Here is a 17560-nt window from a genome sequence, read left to right as displayed (position 1 = left end):
ATTCTACGTTGAGTAGATCAATTCCTTCACTTCCTTCCTTTTATGAGCACCTCCTGCCGTATAGGCGTATGGGATCTCAACGACATCTAACCCGGAGAACAGTTCTCTGATCGCTGGGTGGTCGTTGATGCTGATTACCATGCGTCCTTCTATTGAATCAGCGAGCGCCCTGAGAGAGATGTACTCGTCCCATTCAAACGGCACACCATAGCCTGCTGTTTGCCAGTACGGTGGATCGATGTAGAACACAGTACCTGGTCGATCGTATCGTTTGATTACGTCTTGCCAGTCCATGTGTTCAATTACTGTCCGCGCCATCCGGTGGTGTGCGGCCTTCAGGTCTCGTTCCAGTGTGTTGATGTTGAAGCGCGGAGGTGCTGTCGGGGAGACACCAAACGTCGGCGACTCTACCTTCGCACCGAAGGCCATCTTCTGCATGTAAATGAAACGAGCAGCTCGTTGGATATCTGTGAGCGATTCTGGCTTCATCATCTTCAGCCAGTTCCAGTTATCCCGGCTCACCAGCGTCCAGCGGAACTGAGCGTGCAGCTCCTCCATGTGGTATTGCACCACGCGGTAGAGGTTGGTGATGTCTCCGTTGATATCGTTGAGGACTTCGACCTTTGAGGGTTCTTTGCTGAAGTAGATACCGCCCGCGCCAGCGAACGGTTCTACATAGCAGGTGTGATCACCCAGCATGGGCAGGATGTGTTTTGCCAGTTTGCGTTTGCCGCCCGGCCACGGCACTAGAGGTTTCGACATTGCTGTCTCCTTTACTCTGGCGCTCGCGGCACTCGGTTATATTCATGGTTTTACAGCGCGTACATTTGATTTCTATATGCGCTTTTCCGCTGACGACCGCCAGCAGATTTTTGCAGTGTGTGCAACGCAGTTGCGTTTTCATGTGAATCACCTTGTTATCTGGTAGGATTCCTCGGCTCGTCGACGAGCAGGGAAGCCTTGCTGATTCACAGTGCGTCATCACTGTGTCTTGGGGTTGATCGGTAGTTGCAGCTATCGATCAACCGCTTCCTTCTTCTCAGACTTCTACGGTCTGAACAGGCAGATCGGGTGCCCGGCTGATAATCCTCCCTTGTTGAATGATGGCTTTCTGTCCTGCGGCGACGGTGTCGCCCGTGACACGTATTGTGGAGCCACTTCGCAGCGTGACGAGACTTGTACCGTCCGAATTCACGGTGGTCACTGTCACGATTGCTTTTGCACCTGGTGCGAATAACTTACTGTATGACGCCCACGGATTGCTCATTACGCCTCCCACTCTATTGGTCGATCCAGAGTCAGCGTCTGAGTCACTGAGGCGAGACCTCGCCCCGGTGCGGAGATGCTGATCGCATCGACATACGCCCGGAATGAATCAGCGCTGTCGTCATAGACCACAGCGACGGTCTCGCCGGGCAATGGAATGCCTGGTTCTGTTTGTTGGGATTCTGGTACTTCAACCGTCAGCGAATACATCATGCGAATACCAGATGCCGCAATATCCTGCTCCCCACGAGACTTGTTTGCCTGATAGTCAGTCAGCCAAGCATCGGTCACATCGTCACCCGGCTTGTCACCAGCGGTGCCGTATCGCACAACGTTGAGAGCCACCGCACCGGAGACACTCTGCTCGCCAGATACAAACACAGCGTTGACCAGGTCACGATGCTCTCGCCACGATTCTCGGGCCTGTACCTGGTGAATGCTGATGGAGTGATCTGGTGTAGCAGTAGCGAGATTCCACGGTAGCGGCCAGTAACGTGGGCGAACTTTAACGGTACTGCCAGTCAGGTCTGCCTGAACAATCCCGCCAGCCACAGATGCCAGGCGTTTAATCACCTGAAGCGGGTTCTTGCTTTGGTAACTAAAAGAAGACCCAGCCATCGGCCAGTCAGTGATCTTTGCTGTGTCCCAGTCCAGCGTGTACCCAGTGCCAGATAGCTCTGCCGTCGCCGCCTGCACCGCTGTGGTACTCGCGATCGCTGAAGTACGAAGCGGCGCATACGGTGAGCCGAGATACTGAACACGGCTAAAGCCCGTCACCGACCAGCGACAGTTCAAAGCGTCGGTGTCGACGGTTTTGCTTTCGCGTACCTTCGATATGAAACACTCCCAGCGCCATCCATTGATCTCAATAGCGACTTCCTTCTCGCTAGACAGATCCGGCTCTACCAGCGCTGCCGCAGCGTCGTTGTGCAGATCAAACTGAACACGCCAGGCAGTGCTGTCACGATCAAGATCGAGGCGGAGGTTTGTGGCATCGAGCGGTTCGTTGCCAGGCAGTGCGATTACATTAACCAGGTGCATGGTGATATAGGTCTCCCGATCGTCCGGTGCGTAGACGGGCGCACCGGGTAATAAAGGTGGCTCGACCAGATATGGCAGATCCGGTGAGTAATGGAGTGACTCCCCAGCGCCCCATGGCAGCTCAGACTCCGACTGTTTCTCCGGTGGCTGGTATGCGCGCAGCGCAGACAATGTACGAATGGGAAACGCGGGCAGATCAGTTAAATTGAAACTCGCAATACGAACGACCGGGCTTGGGATATATGGGGCATCGTTTAACTTGATGCTGCCTGATACGCCTGTCAGCAATTCAGACTGCCGGAGGTCATACTCGGACGGTCTGATCGAATATATGTTTGTACCAAGTTGCGGAGCCTGCAATTCAGTTGCATGGGCTGCAGCCTGGTGGATCTCAACCGACACAGACCCAGCGAGTGAAACGGACGCGAGATGGATATTGATTTGCGCATCAGATTGCAGCGGTACCGGGCTGATCCACGGTAGGTCGGTTGTAACACAATGATGATGGTCGCCCGCTGATATTGCGATAGGCGCACCGCTGGACAGCGAGATCGGCACAGACCACGCGGCTACACTGCTGACCGAAAGTGCCAGTGCAACACCACTGCCAATCACGATTCCTGCAGACAGGCTTGCGCGTTGATGCAGACCAATAGACGCACTGTTCTTCAAGCTCTCACCAGCACCGGACACGCCACACGCAGCTACCGCATATAACCTGGTCATACGATAAACGGCCCTTCGGAAACGGGGCGATAAAACGGAACCGCGATCAGCTGCACTGTGCCAGACCAGACCGTTTCATCTGCCGTAGTCGGCCAGACAGGTTCAACACCCAGTGTGCCGGACTGAACGACCCGGTACGTATATCCGTTGTACTGCGTAGGGTGTACCCGCTCGCCAGCACCGCGAGCTTCACCATCAACGTGAGGCAGACCGTAGTCATCAAACACCGTGATCAGCATCTGCCCGGTATAACCCTGCCATTTAAGCGTGTACTGCCCGTCACCGGGATCAGACATAGTCCGCGCCAATTGATACGGAGGATCTGCATCCAACGCCGTGGCAATCACATTACGAGCGGCGGGTTGATCAGCGACACGTACAGAGCCAGTAAACGAACCCGGATCGCCAGAGCTTGCCGCATCACCTGACGACTTGAACGAAATATTGACCTGCTCAGAGTCGTATACGTAGTCATCTACCCACCACACGCCGTCAGCGATACCGTCACTGATTTTGAATGCCAGTAATTTATACGCCGCATACTGATCAATCATCGCCAGCGGAAACCGCAACGCATCACGCACAACGATGACAGACTCAGGCGCGGTCAGAGCACGCACAAACTGCACAATAAAAAAATCAGAACCAACTGGCAGATCATGCTGCAACTCAACGACCGGCAACGCAGCACGCCTAATAACCTCAGCGCCCGCAGAAAAAACAGTCATGACCAATCCGCCTGATCGAGGGATATAAACACATGGTCGCCGTAATTGAATGGCGCCCACAAATAATTTTTACCGCCGATTGTTATCGTATCTGTCAGCGATACAATCGACAGTTCCGCCATCACCGAGTACAGTGCGGCCACCCCAAAACCAGGGACGGTATGCAGCATCGGCAGCACCGCAGTTTGATATGAGTCAGCCTGAGCCGTGAACTCCTCCGCAACAAACAACGAAACAGGAACCACACTCAAATTGCGATACGCAGCCTCGTTAGCACCGCCCAAACCACTACCGCTAGGAGTCGCGCAGTACGGGTACACCCATGAAACGCACTCGCCAGTCACCCACGCACCATCTTTGTTGATAGTCGCGACACCCTGACGGTCACCCCGCATCGACCAATAGACGCTATTGCCTGGCTGCCCAGCACCCTGCAGTATAAAGTTCGGCCCCGTGGGCTGCGAGACAGACCCGCCGCCAACTAATGAGTCTGCAGAGCCAAAAAATATGTTCTGGATTTTATAATAATTACTAGAGTCATGATCCGCCGAAAACAACGAATCATGGTATAGGCTGAACCAACAAATCGCGAAATGCTCATTAGCAATAATGCACCAGTGATCACACTGACTGGATTGAGCAAAACCAAACAGCGAATAATTAGACGAACCCGAACTACTGTCCGTGAGATCTGAAATATCAGCGGCATAACGACCGCACCGGACATTCAACCCCGTCACCGCATCAATCATCGCAGACGCGGTAAAAATAAATGGACCGTAGTTGCCGTAATTATTGTATGAGAGGCCCAGGACACCAGACTGATTCGAATTTGTAAATGTACACACGCCATCAGTAGCCCACACATCGTACACTACAGACCAGCCCGCAGCGGGTTTAGAGCCGTAGCCGGTAACGAGTGCCGCTTTTAAAACCTCATAGAAGCCATTTTTGCTGTCATTCGTTACAACCGGCGCACCGGGGTCATCACTGCGGTAAATCGTCGGAGCGCCCATCAGTCTGCATCCCCCATAAATTCAATCACAATTGAGTCATCAGCGATCTGCTGATTGCTGGGCGTTACTGTGCGGATGATTTCAACGGGTGCAGCCGCTGCATCAGTATTAAATCGCACCACGTTTGACGATACCCAACCGCCACCCCAGCCGTCAGAACGAATAGTGAAGTACGGGGTGCCGGTCATAGGGTTGACCGGTGAGAAGTCAGCATTAATGCTGCCAGTGCCGATGACACCACGCTGCTCAGACACGCATTCAAATCCGGTACCGGATGTAAATCGCAGCTTCCAGCGATCCTGCACGCAGCCCAGGCTATCAATCAGAATGGGGTAGTTCAGGTCATCGTAGCTGGCTACTGATGCATCGCCGATCAGCTCATCACGCCATTCAGTCGAGTCCACTTTTTGAAAAAACGTATCTTTGATCCGTGCCTGCAAATCCCCCGTCTCGACCATCGCGCTGACGTAACTTTCGTCCGCGATGTAGTCATGGGTAAGTTGCAGATTCAGTTGTAGCTGCCCCGTCACTAACGCATTCGTGATAACGGCCCGGTCTTCTATTCGGTGATTTACAATCAGCGGCAACGTGAGTGAGTTGCCGTCATCGTCCTCAGCACTGAACGGATCTGCCAGCGTAGCGGTACCGGCAGCTAAATCGACGGTGTATTGATCGACGGCCAATAACGCACCGAGCGCGTCTTTAATGACAATTACAGAGCAATCGGTACGACCACAATCGACCACCTGGCCCGCGACTGGCGAGGCGATATTGACCGTGTCGGTATGATGCACAACAACGAGGTAGCCATCCTGCAATACCGGCACTTCGCCATTCGTCGGCAGGCGAACCGGATTCAGACCGAGCCGTTCAGGGTCTTGCGGCAGTGTTGTGTAGGCAACGGCGTTATATGTCAGTGTTGATAAAATCACCGGCTGAGTGAACGTAATTTCAACGACTCCGGCGATACTATCGACACTGCCGCTGGCGCTGCCGCTACTTGTTGTCGCGGGCACAAACGGCAGCACGTAGCCATTGCTAACACCGGGCTGGGGTAGCTCTGTTACTGTGTCGTTATCATCAAATGATCCAGTGATAACGCCGTCGTTATCTGACACAGCACGCATCAATGCGCCGTCTGTAGAGCGCCGTGCCAGGAACTGCAAACCAGAACTACGTAGCGGCGCAGCCGCAGTGCGAAATACAACACTTTGAACAGCAACCGCTGCACCCAAACCCAGCGCTGCGGCATCGAGGGTGCCGCTCAGCGAATCAACAACATCACGCACCGCGCTGTAATTAATCTCAGCCATGCCGTTCACGCTATCGATAGACCCGGCTGTCAGGCCTGCGCCGGTCGTCATATTGAATGCGCGATACAACACGCCGGCGCCACGGTCGATTAGCTCATCATTATCCAGCGTCAACACAACACTGCCGGGCACCAGCGTATCTGTCGAAACTGGCACCTTTAACGTCAGATCGTTCACGGGAATAGTTTGTGTAATCGGGATACCCGCCGTGGTCGAACGGTAGCTGATAGAAGCCGTTTGCGCTTCAACGCGCATCGTTTTCTCTGTAGTTACTTGCTGCCAGCCACCGAGCACTCCGCTTTGCTCCGTGTACTCAGGCACCCGTCGGGTAAATGCAGTACCATCAACGGTGATAATGCCTGTGGCGTAGTCGATTGAGCCGACAATGATGCCACCCATGTAGCGCGCCTTCAGGTGCCCTTGAGCATTGGAAACCAATCTCTGCGTGCTACTGATACGCGACTCGTAGACTGTGCCACCAGACAATGTGCCTGCGGTATATGTGAACTTCAGATCAAAGCTGATTGACCCCGGTACGATGTTCGTCTGGCCAACGTCAATCGTGAAACTACTGCCGGTACTCTGAGCAACAGACTTACTTGCCGTCAGCACTGCCGCGTTATGCTTATCGTAAGTAATGACGACATCAGACGTGGGCAGATTAGCCGGTGTGAATACAACCGTATTACCTGTTATTGATCCAGCACTGCCAGACAGCACACCCGATGCATTAGCGGTTTCGGAGTAGTTACTGGCATTGCGTGACCAGTCAATTTGCAACGTTGATTCGAGCGGCACATCATCGAGATCCAGTTCAAACCATGCATTGCGTGCGCCGGTATCTGCGACTTCGTACGGGGTCTGCGCCCAGGTATAGATGATCTGTGAGTTCAAATCTGGTTCGCCAGGCAACGTTATTGAGCCACTTCCGGTCGCGTAGTTAATCGTGCCGCTCGCACCCGGTCCAGACAGCGCACCTGTGCCGTCATCCGTCATTGAGTACCATTTACCGAGATACATGAAATCAACACGCAGTGTGCCGGGTGACGGCGGCGGCGCAAGCTGGAATGTGTATGTAACCTGCCGATTTCCAGCAGTGATTAATACAGAGTCTGTATACGGTGTCAGTTCAACTGCGACACCTGGTATGTAACTTACAGAACACGATCGGGAGCCAGAGACAGTGAACGCTAGCGTGCCTGATGCTGCATTGATTGAAACGTCACTCAAATACTCAGAGCCAGACAGCAGCCGCAGTCCGCCATCGGCTTCATCGTGTACACCACCTCCGACCGTAAACTGCAATGAGCCAGGCACCCATGCGGTAGGTAACGTAATAAATTGCGCCCCGTTTAACGTGCCCAACGAACGTGTTTTTGTCGAATTGGATGTTGGTTGCACCATCTTTTGTACGATCCCCGGAGACTGATCAACGTACGCCGTTTCGCTGGTCGATGCAGGGATGATCGGCTGAAATATGCTATCCACCGTTACGCTGGAGTCGCCCGCACTCGCATCCGAAGCGAGTGGACGCATGCCATAATACTTAGCACTGTTGTTACTCTGGGTTTTAAAGATTTCCGTCGGGTGGTTCGCTATCGGCGATGGGTCTACGCCTGCGAAATCCGTAGACAACTGTTGAGAAATGCGAATTGTCATTTCTTGTGCGCGGTAGGTTTGATAACGCTCCTGCTCATCTACGTATGTGTACGAGGCAGATCGCACATCAACATTCATCACCTTAACTGACTGCTCATCTGCACCATCAACGAGAAACAGAACCTCGCCAACTTCAGGCGCATCATTTACGTTATCCGCATAAACAACGATGCTGGTCTGCCCCTGACGCTGCGTGCCGACGGGACGCAATGGCGATCGATTAGACAACACAACATATTGCTCAATCTTGTCTTGTATCTCTGCTCGCTCAGCGTAGTGATCACCTGTGCTGAACATCATTGTGCTGATGTTAGGGGCGATAGCGTCTTTCGTTAAAATAAAACCACTGCCCAGAAACATATCAGTATTTGCAGCACGGATTGCGCCGAATAGTCGGCGGATAGAAACACCGCCACGCGCTTGCAGATTCTGGCTGATGTCAGCCCACAAGTTATTGATGTCGCCCGACACCAGCGCGGTGCCCGTCATCATACCGCCGCCATCGGCCTCGTCGGTATTGCGTTCAGCACGCATCAGTTTTACGTCAGCTGCGTTAATTGCCATATCAGGCTCCTACAGTAATCAGGTAAATAGTGAGTCGGTAAAGAGTGTTGTCGTCAGGGTTCGAAAGTGGCGTCGACAATGGGTACTCCGGGGTCGCTTCAATGCCGCCTTGTTCAAGATCGAACAACACCTGGTGCGTATCACCATTATTCAGCGTCAGCGTTCTCGGGGTATCAGGCGCGTTCTCCAACGCAGTCAGTGCAGCCAGATCAGCTCGCGAAACCCACGCGCCTGTCAGCGTTATTGGACGTCCGTGCAGTAGAGACTGGTGGCTAACAACAGTGCGACCGGTCACCGACCGGGTTTTGCTCTGCACGTGATTCTTAAATGACATTTCATCTGACCAATAGAGGTTTTCAGGTAACGTGATTGAGTCGATCTGCATCATCCGCCACTCCTGTTTTTAAATTCTTCGAGCATTTCCATAAACGTCGCTTTATCTGACGCAGAGTCAAAACTCGCCGTTGTTTGCTTATTACCTAGCGTGATGTTGACGTTGTACGTACTACCCGATGATTGCGCAGGCTGAGCGCCCGACGACGATGAGCTGTTATTTGACAAGGAGGATTCACGCGACTGCTGCTGGCGTTCGCGGCGCACGTCTTCGAGGGTCTTCAGGGCCTTAGAGTAGTACTCGATCGCCTGGTCATTTCCCCACTTACGGGCTTCTTCCAGTGCTTGCGCCAGTTCCATGCGTTTCTCTTCGTACTCCCGTTGATCGATTGCATCTTGATTGCCCTGCAAACGATCCAGCTCGTCCTGCAGGCCAGTTAATGCAGACTTTGCGGCATCGGTCATGCTTTCGAGTTTGCGGGTCGCGCTGTCGATCGCAGACTGCAATTGGCTAAGATCTTCGTTACCCAGCAGGTCCATCGTCTGCAGTGCGTTCTGCGCTTGGTTAATAAACCCTTCATTGAGACGGGAGCCAGATTCAATCGCGTTGGTGTATTCCAGGAACTTCAGCTTCTGTTCCTGATACGCAATGATGGTTTCGTCCTTCGCCTTCAGGACCGAGTTTTTCCACTTATTGATGCCGGTTGCATCAAACGTCTGGAGATTGTCGATCGCGATTTTTCCCAGCTCTTCACGGGCCGCCGCGAGGGAGGCTTTCAGCGCATCGACTTCGGTGACCGTGCCTGACGACTGCAAGCCAAGTTTGTCATCAAACAGCACGCGGGCCTGCTCACTCAGGCCGGACATTTCATTGCGTACTGCGCCGAACCAGTCAGCCAATGAAGCGGCCACAGCCTGCACATCGCGCGTTGATTGCTTAGTCGCATCGCCGAGGTTTTTCGTTGCATCGGCGGCCTTGTTCGCCCCCTCAGCTACGCGATCACCAGATTCCTCACCGGCGTCGCCCAGGTCTTCCTGCTCGCCCAACAGCCCCTGCAACGCATCGCTCAGCCCCAGCATCGCCGCACGCACTTTTAACTGCTCAACCACGACCTGGCGCTGCGCATCAGAAACATGCTTATTGGCTGCAACTGCGGCTTCAGCGTACGCAATGAACGCCGCTTTCTGATCTGCCAGCGGCGCTTTCATCTCACGCAGCGCATTAACGGTTGCCAGTGCCTGATTCGCTGTCTTCTGCAGTTCGGCCTGGCTGGTCAGGCCGAGTGAGCGCATGGCATCTTCAACCGAATCAATGCCTGGCTTAATCTGGTTCAGCGCATTGACCTGGTCTTTCAATTCACCATTCAAGCGCTTTACCTGGTCAGCAGAAAGTTCGCCGCTTTCACCCAACTCAGCAACGCGATCGCGCAGAGCTGACACTGCCGCTGCCGTATCAGCTTTACCCACCGCGCCGCGAATCGCCTGTTCCAGCGCAACCATACGTGCCTCGCCGGTTTCGCCCATGCTGATCATGGTGTCGCGGATCAGATCCACCTGAGTGATGGCATCCTGTGCAGCCGGGCTGATTTTACCCAGTGCGGCTTCTGCACTCAGGCCCAGCGTTTCGAACGACTGGCGCAGCACCAGCTCGTTGTATTCGGCGAGTTTTTCGGCAGACAGTTTCCCATCCGTGAACGCCTCAACGAGACCTTCCTGGAACTTAGTGAGATCCGCCGCACTGGTTTCGCTGATCCACTTTTTCAGCTCTTCGGTGAGCAGGCTGGCACTGTCAGAGGCGCTATCGATCTGCTGGGTAAATTTCTGAATACCGGCGGCATTTGTAAGATCCAGCGCCGCGAATTCATCACGGATTTTTTGGGCAGCCTGTGCAGACTTAATGGCTGCGCTTTGTGCTGCATCGCCCAGCTCATCGAGTTTTTCACGTGGCTTATAGGTGTCGGCAAACATATCGCCGTAGATGTCATCGACATTTTGCAGGCGCTCCTCGAGGCGTTTTACCGAGGCTTCCCAGTCTCCGGTCTCAATCACATCGAAGACAAAACGTATCCGCTCCGCAATTTTGGTCAGGCCTGCCATTAAAGCAATGCCAGCACGCTCAACCTCAACAAACTCGGCGCTCAGCTGCTTACCGATGTCCCAGCCGATCCAAGCCGAAGCAGCAACGCCGCCAGCTACTCGCATAGCTAAAGCAGTTGCTCCAACCTGCTTAGAAAGGAGTTTCAAGTCGGTATTGGCTATGGATATCTCTTTGCGGATATTTCCAAAGGCTTTCGAGCCGACCACACCGAGCGACAAAAACAACAGGCGAAGCGCCCCGGCAGACACAGCGACGGTGCCGAGTGAGGTTGCAATAGCGGCAATGGCCGGGTTCGCTTCGGTAAATTCAGCCAACGCACGCGCCACATCGCCGATCCCAACGGCAGCAGCACGGATAGCAGGTAAAAACACCGAGCCCAGATTGATTGCGGCCTCTTGCAGGCCATTCTGCATCAGTTGAATCTGCGCCTCAGTGGTTTCCATCCGGGCGGCAAATTCTTTACTCATGGCACCGGCAGTATTACCCGCATCGGTCACACGGTTCAGACTGGCTTCGTAATTATCCAGGCCGTTAAGCAGGCGGGCTATGTCGTCCTGATACTCCTGTCCAAACAAACGAGTGAGTACTTCAGGCCGTGCCTGGTCGTCCAGTTTCGCCAGTGTGGCGAGAAACTCATTCAACGCCTGCTGCGGATTGTTGCGAATATTCTGTGCCAGTTGCTCAGCAGACAGGCCCATTGTCTCAAGCGCCAGCTTAAAATCGTTACCCTGAACATTGGCCGTCTGCAGTTTACTGAGTAATGCATTAATGCCGGTACCGGCCACTTCGGCTTTGGCACCCATCTCGATCATCGTGGCCGCTAACACCGCCGCCTGATCTGCCGTGAGCTTAAACTGGCTGGCCGTGCCGCCTATGCGAGTGAGAACATCGAGGATATCCGCTTCGCGCGCTGCGGTGGTATTCCCCAGCACGTTAATGACGTCGCCCAGCTCTTCGACGTTTTCAATCGGGATGTTAAAGATGTTGCTGAGCTTAGCGACGGCGTTGCCTGCTTGCTCAACCGACAACTCAAACGCCGTACCCATTTTCGCGGCCAGAGTGACAAACTGATCCAGTTTCTCGATCGGTACACCCAGCTGGCCACCTTGCGCAGCAATGGCGGCCAGCCCCTCTGCGGTAATCGGCAGTTCGCCCGTCAATTCCTTAATGCGATCAGTCAGGGCATCAAACTGCTCATCGGTGCCGTCGACCACTTTGCGCACATCGGCCATCGCTGACTCAAAGTCGATGGCATAGCCTGCCATGGTCGCAAGCCCCGCCGCACTGGCCGCCAGCCCGGCAATACTGCCCCCGGCATCCTGCAGGGCATCACTCCAACCGTTGGTCTCGTGTTTTAAATGACGAATGCGCTCTTCGGTTTTTAGCGCCGCCTGCGCGAGTTCTTCTTGTGTGAGGGTGCCGCTGGTCTTCAGGCGCTGGTAGGCTTCGCGTGTTTCGTCGATCTCACGCTGAATATCGGCGTGGGCTTTCAACCCCAAAATGTCTTTATCCGCGGCTAACTGAGCGCCTTTATTGTAGGTGTCGTACAGTTGTCGGGTTTCGTTATCCAGTTCGTCGACCGCTTTTTTGCCCAGTTTGATGTCCGCAACTAACTGGCCAAACTCATCAACCTCGGCGCTGCTTTTACCGATATCCTCCATCGCGCCTTTAAAAGCCCGCCGGAACGCGCTAAGGTTAGATTCTCCTTCTTTCTTATCCACTTGCAGTTTAAGTGACAATTCGAGGTCTTTACTCATGGACAATACTCACTCTGCTAAACCTAAAAGAAGCCTGAAAGAACAGTTTGTTGAAGGCATGATCTTTCTAGCGATAATCGTTGGCGTTATTGCCTTTTTTGTTGCTGCCGCCGTTACCGGCTTTGATCCTGGACTATTTTTTCAAAAGCTCTTCGGCTTTATCACCATCGGCGCCATTGTTGTTGCGATCGTGGCATTTGTCGCAGCCATCGTAATCCGGCTATTCAAACTGCTGTTCGGTAAATAGCGGAATTACCGATTCAAAAAAAAGGCGGCTATCAGAGCCGCCTTTTTTGTTGAGCTCTGTCAGGAGCTGTCGTCTGTTGTCACACCTGCTGAGTGGTGTAATAACCAGACTGGCCGCCGCCTTTTGAGCTGTCTTTCAGTAACTTACCTTCCAGGCTGATCTGCCCCAGCGCGTCACCGATCAGCGAGATCTCATTCGCTGAGCCCAGGTTCACTTTGTGCAGGTCAACGATGTTCGGCTTGTCACCGTCCGCTTCGTTGACGCCATCAAACGTGATCGCCCAGTTTTTACCGCCCTGAACCAGCGCTTCGACCTGGCTGTACGCCGCGTGGGTGTAGTCAATCAGCACTGGCAGGCCTACGGTTTCATCTGGCAGGGCTTCAATCTCAGTCGCGATCGCGCCAGTCGCCAGAATGAAAATACCCGCACCGCGCACTTCGTAATCAGTGCCTTCGGTGTAGGTGGTATTGCCGTCATCGCTGGTCACTTCCACCGTGGTCGGCTGCGGGTGTGCCAGGCGAATCAGCGCGCCTTTGTGGGCGGTACCGGCTTCGTCAGTCACTGCTGCACCCGCGATCGCAGTGGTGGTGCCCTTAGTCGCCATTGCGAGGTTGTCGGCATTGAGGTCATGCATAGTGATGGCAGCCGTTACGGCGTTGATACGACGCACTTCTGCGTGCGTACCGCCACCGGCGCTGGTGTAGTCCTTCTGCTCGATCACTTCTTCGTCGTGAGTGAGCGTCAGCACCGATACGTTACCGATGTGATACGCAGGGCCGTTTGCGAGAGCCGCATCGCGGATATAAACCTTGCCAGAGCCCAGATAGGGCTTATAAACCTGTACACGTTCGCCCATTACTTAGACTCCTCTGCAGCGATGACATTGTTTGCGGCCAACCATACTTTTTGTGATGGCCGGACCTTAATTTTGTCGTCCTTGGCGTACGGCTTACCTGCGTGGGTGTGCGCCTTTGCCAGAATGACTTCAACTTTCTCTTGTGGCTTTTTCATCTCAGCTCCTTTCAGTGCTTTCGTCAGTGCATTAATCAGTGCGTTGTAAAACCGTCTCCACTGACCACGCCAGCGGCACATATAAAAACCCGTTATTGCCTGCCGGGGCTGGCGCATTTGCCAGGGCCAGCGGGCCGACGCTGCCAGCAACGTGATGGCCCAGCAATTTACCCGCGATCTTTTCAGTCAGTGCGACTGCATCCTGCCGGGCATCACTGCCACCGCGGCGATCACGCACGTTCTTTACAGCGACCACGGTCAACCAGGTCATGGCGACCTGAGCCGCTTTTTTATCGGGGCGATCCCCGACGACCCGGTAGCCGTTATAAATAACGTGCACCGCAGGTGTTGGTTGGCGGCTCTCCTCGATGTCGGCCAGATCATCTGCCGTCAGAATATGTACATCAGGCAGCTGCTCTTTCAGCGCGTTGACCAACTCTTTCTCAATATTGGTAAACATCAGTAACCATCCCAGTTAAACGCGGAAGGTCGAGAATTTACCGTCATTCGTCCTGGTTCGTCTGGTGTACTGGGCTGCTCGTAATTCAACGACGCACGGCCAGCGGCCAAGTCTTTCAGGTAGCCTTCCTGCTCTGCGAGCGCTTTACGCATGTCGTCAGACTTATCCAGGCCATACAGTCGCCCCAAGGTCAGAGCGGCAACTGCAAAGGGCAGCCCCGTGTTTTCATAATGTTCGGCGGCCAGCGGTACCAGTTCGCGATAACGCTGATTCAGGTAGCTATCTGCATACCGGCTGACTGACTCCAGCGCATCTTCCAACTGGGTCAGAGTGGTGTCTGCGGCAGCACTCAACGCCGGGTCATCGAGTGACTCTCCGTTGTACTTCTGCTGCAGCAGATCACCCGTCAACCCCGGATCGCCACTGACTAACTGGGACAACTCTCTCCAGCCACCAGTCGCAACCTGGGCCAACTCTGCGACGGTCGCATACGCCACCATCAGATACCCCGTACCACGCGAATCACGTCACCGTCAGTGGTGGCCGCATCCAGCGCATAGCCGTTGCCAACACCGGCAGACTGCGCAATCGCTTTGCCGTCGGCATCAGATTCAACCTCGGTACCTGCAGTGATCGCGCCACCGGCTTCAACCAGAATCAGTCCCGCCACATTGACGGATGCCTGATCGCCAGCATCGGCATTAAACTCAGCTGCGCCCAGCGCCTTAGCGCCTGCGCCACAGACGTCGCCATCCATGCCAATAAAGCGGCGCTGTGTGAGCGCGGCGGCGGCGGTGATTGATAAAACCAGAATTGGGTGATGCGTTTTCATGCGCGTTCTCCAGTCAGGCGAATCACACTGCGGGCCGACAGGCGCTCAGCTTGTTTCGCGGTTAAATAGACGTACTCATTGGGAGCGTAGGTCTCGCCGTTGTGAAGCAGCGGCTCCAGTACCTGGTACTCCAGCTCCTCAGTCACTTTGGCTTTGGCTGCGGCTTCTTCGTCCGCTTTAGCCTGAGCTGCGGTTTCTTCGTCCGCTTTAGCCTGAGCTGCGGCTTCGGCATCTGCTTTGGCCTGGGCCTCAGCGTCTGCTTTGGCCTGTGCTTCAGCCTTGGCTTTTTCTTCAGCCGCTTTTTTCTGAGCGGCGGTCGGTTTGGTTGTAGCCATGGTTACTCCTTAGCCGTTGGTGTCGCTGATCAGGTAACCAGCGGTTGCACCGACCAGGTACGGGCGGTAAATGTCGGTCTGGCGTACCAGTTCGATCTTTCCGTCTTCAGTACGGGAGTCCATGACCAGAGAACCTTTCTTGCGGATGGTGTAACCGAACGCCGCGTCATACATAGAGCGCTCCATGTCCTGCTGCTTTTGCGGGACGTACGCCATCACGATGTTGTCACCCCAGACATCGGACACATCGTCAGAGCCGTCAGCAGAAAACACTGAGGAACCGATAATGATGTTCTCGATTTCAAAGATGTCCTGCAGGTCTTCCAAGCGGATCAAACGCTTTGATGCGGTCGACAACAGTTCGCGCATCTTTGGATGGCGTTTCATTACGCGCCAGGTGGCGTTGCCGATCACCATGGTGTTCGGGTCTTTCGCGATTTTCTTGCGAATCGCGTCTTTACCGTCGGAGATCACACCCTCAGGGTCAGAGTTAGAACCATCAGTGAACTGGCTGTTGCCAGACAATGTGATTTTGTTGCTCGCTGCATAGTTGGCTCCGTTCTGTGCCAAATCAGCACACGCTTTTTCACGGCGCAGCTGAATACCCTGCGTCACAATATTTGTTGCATGCGAACGCAGAGGGAACGCAGCCTCAGCGCTTTCGCGGTAGTCGATCGGGTATTCCAGATCGTGCTCGTCGAGGTTGATATCGAAGCCATCGATATCTGACGGCTGAATGCGATTCGACTTGGCACGCAGCGCACGCAGCGTGTTGTAGATTTTGAAATGTTCGTTGCCGAACTTAGGGATTTTCCCGGCTTCGGTATCGATTTCCACGAGCGGGAACAGCGCTTCGGCGGCACCAAACATGTTGTTACCAAAGCCGATCGCCAGTTGCGTGAGAACCGGATCGACGACGCGCAGGTTAGATAAACGTTGTGGCATGGGTCAGCTCCTTATTTGCTGGCCACAGCGTGAGCCGCTGCAGCGTATGAAACATTGTTTTTCTGCATGTGAGCGCGGATCTTCTGATCCAGCTCCTGCAGCTCTTTAGGCGTGCCTTCGGCGTACTGCACAGAGTCGTCTGCGCCGTCATCCGCACTGGCCGCCTTGTCGTGCGTGGCACTTTCGCCGAATTCAACACGCTGCGGCATCGCACCCAATTTATCTTTCAGTACCAGGTACAGGGGCTTGGCGTCGTCGCCTTCGCCGAAGTTCAGGTTTTCAGACGCTTGCAGTGCGTCCAGCGCAGCCGTCATGACTTCCACATCGTCTTTGCCGATACGGGTATCAGTGGCGAGCTGTTCGCAAAAATTCGCGTTTTCTTCATGGGCGCGATCAGCCGCGTCTTTCGCACGAGCAGTACGCTCGGCTTTCAGATCGGCTTCCAGCTTCTGGTTTTTGGCTTCAAGAGCCGCAGCTTCTTCGGGAGTCACAGTCGTTTCCTCTTGTGAAGGTTCAGTGGTCGGTTCAGGAACAGGATCAGCGGCAGGCGCTTCAGAAAATTCGATAGTGATGCAGTCATCCGCCTCAGCGAATTCAGCCGGACGCAAACCTTTAATAGCTGGAGGCTGCGCACCTAAAAACGCAACGTGGCGCAGGTAATAAACACCAGGCACAGGGTTGTGCGGGCTGTTAGGTGGATAGAAAGATGCTGAGACTTTTTTAAATGCACCGGTTTTATGCATCTCCGCGAAATCGGCGTTTACCTGGTGCGGTGTTGCTTCAGGGCCGTCAGCCGCCATACGCATTGATTGCACCCAACCATAGGCGGGTGCGTCATCTTTCGGGTGGCCGATGCATAGAGGGGCTTCGTGGAGTGCGGGGTCGTACGCATTCACGGTAGCGGTCAGATCAGATTCGCTGAACGTCAATTCCTGACCACCCATATCAATGTGGGTACCAGGGCGGAACAGGTGAATAACTGGAGTTGGCATCTAAATCACTCGGTGCGTTGAGAGTGATGCCAGTATCGCGTGTGATTTTGGGGCCGTCTTTTAACGGGCTTTAAAAGATTTTCAGGTTTTCAGGGAGGGGGATTTCTGGCTCTTGGCCAGTAAACTTCCTAGGGATAAAGAAAGTGCAGGGATCGTAGCAGATTTATTCGTTCAGGAAGCGCGTCATGACGCGTCAAAAGCGATTTTATAAAAAAAGTCGGGGCGATGTACCAATTC

Annotated in this window: 18 protein-coding genes; 1 reads left to right on the top strand and 17 read right to left on the bottom strand. The window is 54.1% G+C overall.

Going from position 1 to position 17560, the window contains the following annotated elements; genetic code table 11:
• Positions 1-3: 3 nt before the first annotated feature.
• From AC5E51_RS06550 to AC5E51_RS06510, 9 genes are all read right to left on the bottom strand, one after another.
• Positions 4-762, bottom strand: a complete 759-nt coding sequence (locus tag AC5E51_RS06550) for a DNA adenine methylase (protein ID WP_491778337.1) — start codon at positions 760-762, stop codon at positions 4-6.
• Positions 689-904: a zinc finger domain-containing protein gene (locus tag AC5E51_RS06545; protein WP_491778336.1), complete on the bottom strand. Its 216-nt coding sequence runs from the start codon at positions 902-904 to the stop codon at positions 689-691. The genes AC5E51_RS06550 and AC5E51_RS06545 overlap by 74 nt, the downstream gene beginning before the upstream one ends.
• Before the next feature lie 135 nt (positions 905-1039).
• On the bottom strand, positions 1040-1267 hold the full coding sequence (locus AC5E51_RS06540) for a hypothetical protein (protein WP_491778335.1): 228 nt from the start codon (positions 1265-1267) through the stop codon (positions 1040-1042).
• On the bottom strand, positions 1267-3033 hold the full coding sequence (locus AC5E51_RS06535; RefSeq protein WP_491778334.1) for a hypothetical protein: 1767 nt from the start codon (positions 3031-3033) through the stop codon (positions 1267-1269). The genes AC5E51_RS06540 and AC5E51_RS06535 overlap by 1 nt, the downstream gene beginning before the upstream one ends.
• Positions 3030-3761 carry a hypothetical protein gene (locus AC5E51_RS06530; protein WP_491778333.1) on the bottom strand — a complete coding sequence of 244 codons (732 nt, stop codon included), beginning with the start codon at positions 3759-3761 and terminating at the stop codon, positions 3030-3032. The genes AC5E51_RS06535 and AC5E51_RS06530 overlap by 4 nt, the downstream gene beginning before the upstream one ends.
• Positions 3758-4777, bottom strand: a complete 1020-nt coding sequence (locus tag AC5E51_RS06525) for a hypothetical protein (RefSeq protein ID WP_491778332.1) — start codon at positions 4775-4777, stop codon at positions 3758-3760. The genes AC5E51_RS06530 and AC5E51_RS06525 overlap by 4 nt, the downstream gene beginning before the upstream one ends.
• Positions 4777-8313, bottom strand: a complete 3537-nt coding sequence (locus AC5E51_RS06520) for a hypothetical protein (protein ID WP_491778331.1) — start codon at positions 8311-8313, stop codon at positions 4777-4779. The genes AC5E51_RS06525 and AC5E51_RS06520 overlap by 1 nt, the downstream gene beginning before the upstream one ends.
• A gap of 1 nt (position 8314) precedes the next feature.
• Positions 8315-8701, bottom strand: a complete 387-nt coding sequence (locus AC5E51_RS06515) for a hypothetical protein (RefSeq protein WP_491778330.1) — start codon at positions 8699-8701, stop codon at positions 8315-8317.
• A complete protein-coding gene (locus AC5E51_RS06510) occupies positions 8698-12501 on the bottom strand; it encodes a phage tail tape measure protein (protein ID WP_491778329.1) in 3804 nt (1267 codons plus the stop codon). Before AC5E51_RS06510 ends, AC5E51_RS06515 begins: the two co-directional genes overlap by 4 nt.
• Between AC5E51_RS06510 and AC5E51_RS06505 the strand changes: the two genes are divergently transcribed.
• Entirely contained in the window at positions 12500-12748 is a 249-nt protein-coding gene (locus AC5E51_RS06505) for a hypothetical protein (RefSeq protein ID WP_491778328.1), read from the top strand. The genes AC5E51_RS06510 and AC5E51_RS06505 overlap by 2 nt on opposite strands.
• Positions 12749-12827: 79 nt before the next feature.
• Here AC5E51_RS06505 and AC5E51_RS06500 read toward each other — a convergent pair whose 3' ends face one another.
• Genes AC5E51_RS06500 through AC5E51_RS06465 form a run of 8 tightly spaced genes read right to left on the bottom strand, consistent with a single transcriptional unit; the run spans position 12828 to position 17323 of the window.
• Positions 12828-13604 carry a phage tail tube protein gene (locus AC5E51_RS06500; protein ID WP_491778327.1) on the bottom strand — a complete coding sequence of 259 codons (777 nt, stop codon included), beginning with the start codon at positions 13602-13604 and terminating at the stop codon, positions 12828-12830.
• Positions 13604-13759 (bottom strand): DUF7210 family protein, encoded by a 156-nt coding sequence (locus tag AC5E51_RS06495; protein ID WP_491778326.1) that lies wholly within the window; start codon positions 13757-13759, stop codon positions 13604-13606. The genes AC5E51_RS06500 and AC5E51_RS06495 overlap by 1 nt, the downstream gene beginning before the upstream one ends.
• Before the next feature lie 31 nt (positions 13760-13790).
• Positions 13791-14219, bottom strand: a complete 429-nt coding sequence (locus AC5E51_RS06490; RefSeq protein ID WP_491778325.1) for a phage tail terminator protein — start codon at positions 14217-14219, stop codon at positions 13791-13793.
• Positions 14219-14719, bottom strand: coding sequence for a phage protein Gp36 family protein (locus tag AC5E51_RS06485; protein WP_491778324.1), 501 nt, complete (start codon positions 14717-14719; stop codon positions 14219-14221). The genes AC5E51_RS06490 and AC5E51_RS06485 overlap by 1 nt, the downstream gene beginning before the upstream one ends.
• Entirely contained in the window at positions 14719-15051 is a 333-nt protein-coding gene (locus tag AC5E51_RS06480) for a DUF2190 family protein (protein WP_491778323.1), read from the bottom strand. The genes AC5E51_RS06485 and AC5E51_RS06480 overlap by 1 nt, the downstream gene beginning before the upstream one ends.
• A complete protein-coding gene (locus tag AC5E51_RS06475; RefSeq protein WP_491778322.1) occupies positions 15048-15386 on the bottom strand; it encodes a hypothetical protein in 339 nt (112 codons plus the stop codon). Before AC5E51_RS06475 ends, AC5E51_RS06480 begins: the two co-directional genes overlap by 4 nt.
• A gap of 9 nt (positions 15387-15395) precedes the next feature.
• Positions 15396-16331 carry a major capsid protein gene (locus tag AC5E51_RS06470; RefSeq protein ID WP_491778321.1) on the bottom strand — a complete coding sequence of 312 codons (936 nt, stop codon included), beginning with the start codon at positions 16329-16331 and terminating at the stop codon, positions 15396-15398.
• 11 nt (positions 16332-16342) lie between these two features.
• Positions 16343-17323 carry a hypothetical protein gene (locus tag AC5E51_RS06465; RefSeq protein WP_491778320.1) on the bottom strand — a complete coding sequence of 327 codons (981 nt, stop codon included), beginning with the start codon at positions 17321-17323 and terminating at the stop codon, positions 16343-16345.
• Positions 17324-17560 lie beyond the last annotated feature (237 nt).

Source organism: Thalassolituus sp., from assembly GCF_984348125.1.
Note: the sequence above shows the minus strand (reverse complement) of the source record. Positions and strands in the feature narration are given on the sequence as shown.

What these genes read in the sequence shown, in the direction of transcription:
- AC5E51_RS06550 (WP_491778337.1), bottom strand. Translation starts at nt 762, where the DNA reads ATGTCGAAACCTCTAGTGCCGTGGCCGGGCGGCAAACGCAAACTGGCA.
- AC5E51_RS06545 (WP_491778336.1), bottom strand. Translation starts at nt 904, where the DNA reads ATGAAAACGCAACTGCGTTGCACACACTGCAAAAATCTGCTGGCGGTC.
- AC5E51_RS06540 (WP_491778335.1), bottom strand. Translation starts at nt 1,267, where the DNA reads ATGAGCAATCCGTGGGCGTCATACAGTAAGTTATTCGCACCAGGTGCA.
- AC5E51_RS06535 (WP_491778334.1), bottom strand. Translation starts at nt 3,033, where the DNA reads ATGACCAGGTTATATGCGGTAGCTGCGTGTGGCGTGTCCGGTGCTGGT.
- AC5E51_RS06530 (WP_491778333.1), bottom strand. Translation starts at nt 3,761, where the DNA reads ATGACTGTTTTTTCTGCGGGCGCTGAGGTTATTAGGCGTGCTGCGTTG.
- AC5E51_RS06525 (WP_491778332.1), bottom strand. Translation starts at nt 4,777, where the DNA reads ATGGGCGCTCCGACGATTTACCGCAGTGATGACCCCGGTGCGCCGGTT.
- AC5E51_RS06520 (WP_491778331.1), bottom strand. Translation starts at nt 8,313, where the DNA reads ATGGCAATTAACGCAGCTGACGTAAAACTGATGCGTGCTGAACGCAAT.
- AC5E51_RS06515 (WP_491778330.1), bottom strand. Translation starts at nt 8,701, where the DNA reads ATGATGCAGATCGACTCAATCACGTTACCTGAAAACCTCTATTGGTCA.
- AC5E51_RS06505 (WP_491778328.1), top strand. Translation starts at nt 12,500, where the DNA reads ATGGACAATACTCACTCTGCTAAACCTAAAAGAAGCCTGAAAGAACAG.
- AC5E51_RS06510 (WP_491778329.1), bottom strand. Translation starts at nt 12,501, where the DNA reads ATGAGTAAAGACCTCGAATTGTCACTTAAACTGCAAGTGGATAAGAAA.
- AC5E51_RS06500 (WP_491778327.1), bottom strand. Translation starts at nt 13,604, where the DNA reads ATGGGCGAACGTGTACAGGTTTATAAGCCCTATCTGGGCTCTGGCAAG.
- AC5E51_RS06495 (WP_491778326.1), bottom strand. Translation starts at nt 13,759, where the DNA reads ATGAAAAAGCCACAAGAGAAAGTTGAAGTCATTCTGGCAAAGGCGCAC.
- AC5E51_RS06490 (WP_491778325.1), bottom strand. Translation starts at nt 14,219, where the DNA reads ATGTTTACCAATATTGAGAAAGAGTTGGTCAACGCGCTGAAAGAGCAG.
- AC5E51_RS06485 (WP_491778324.1), bottom strand. Translation starts at nt 14,719, where the DNA reads ATGGTGGCGTATGCGACCGTCGCAGAGTTGGCCCAGGTTGCGACTGGT.
- AC5E51_RS06480 (WP_491778323.1), bottom strand. Translation starts at nt 15,051, where the DNA reads ATGAAAACGCATCACCCAATTCTGGTTTTATCAATCACCGCCGCCGCC.
- AC5E51_RS06475 (WP_491778322.1), bottom strand. Translation starts at nt 15,386, where the DNA reads ATGGCTACAACCAAACCGACCGCCGCTCAGAAAAAAGCGGCTGAAGAA.
- AC5E51_RS06470 (WP_491778321.1), bottom strand. Translation starts at nt 16,331, where the DNA reads ATGCCACAACGTTTATCTAACCTGCGCGTCGTCGATCCGGTTCTCACG.
- AC5E51_RS06465 (WP_491778320.1), bottom strand. Translation starts at nt 17,323, where the DNA reads ATGCCAACTCCAGTTATTCACCTGTTCCGCCCTGGTACCCACATTGAT.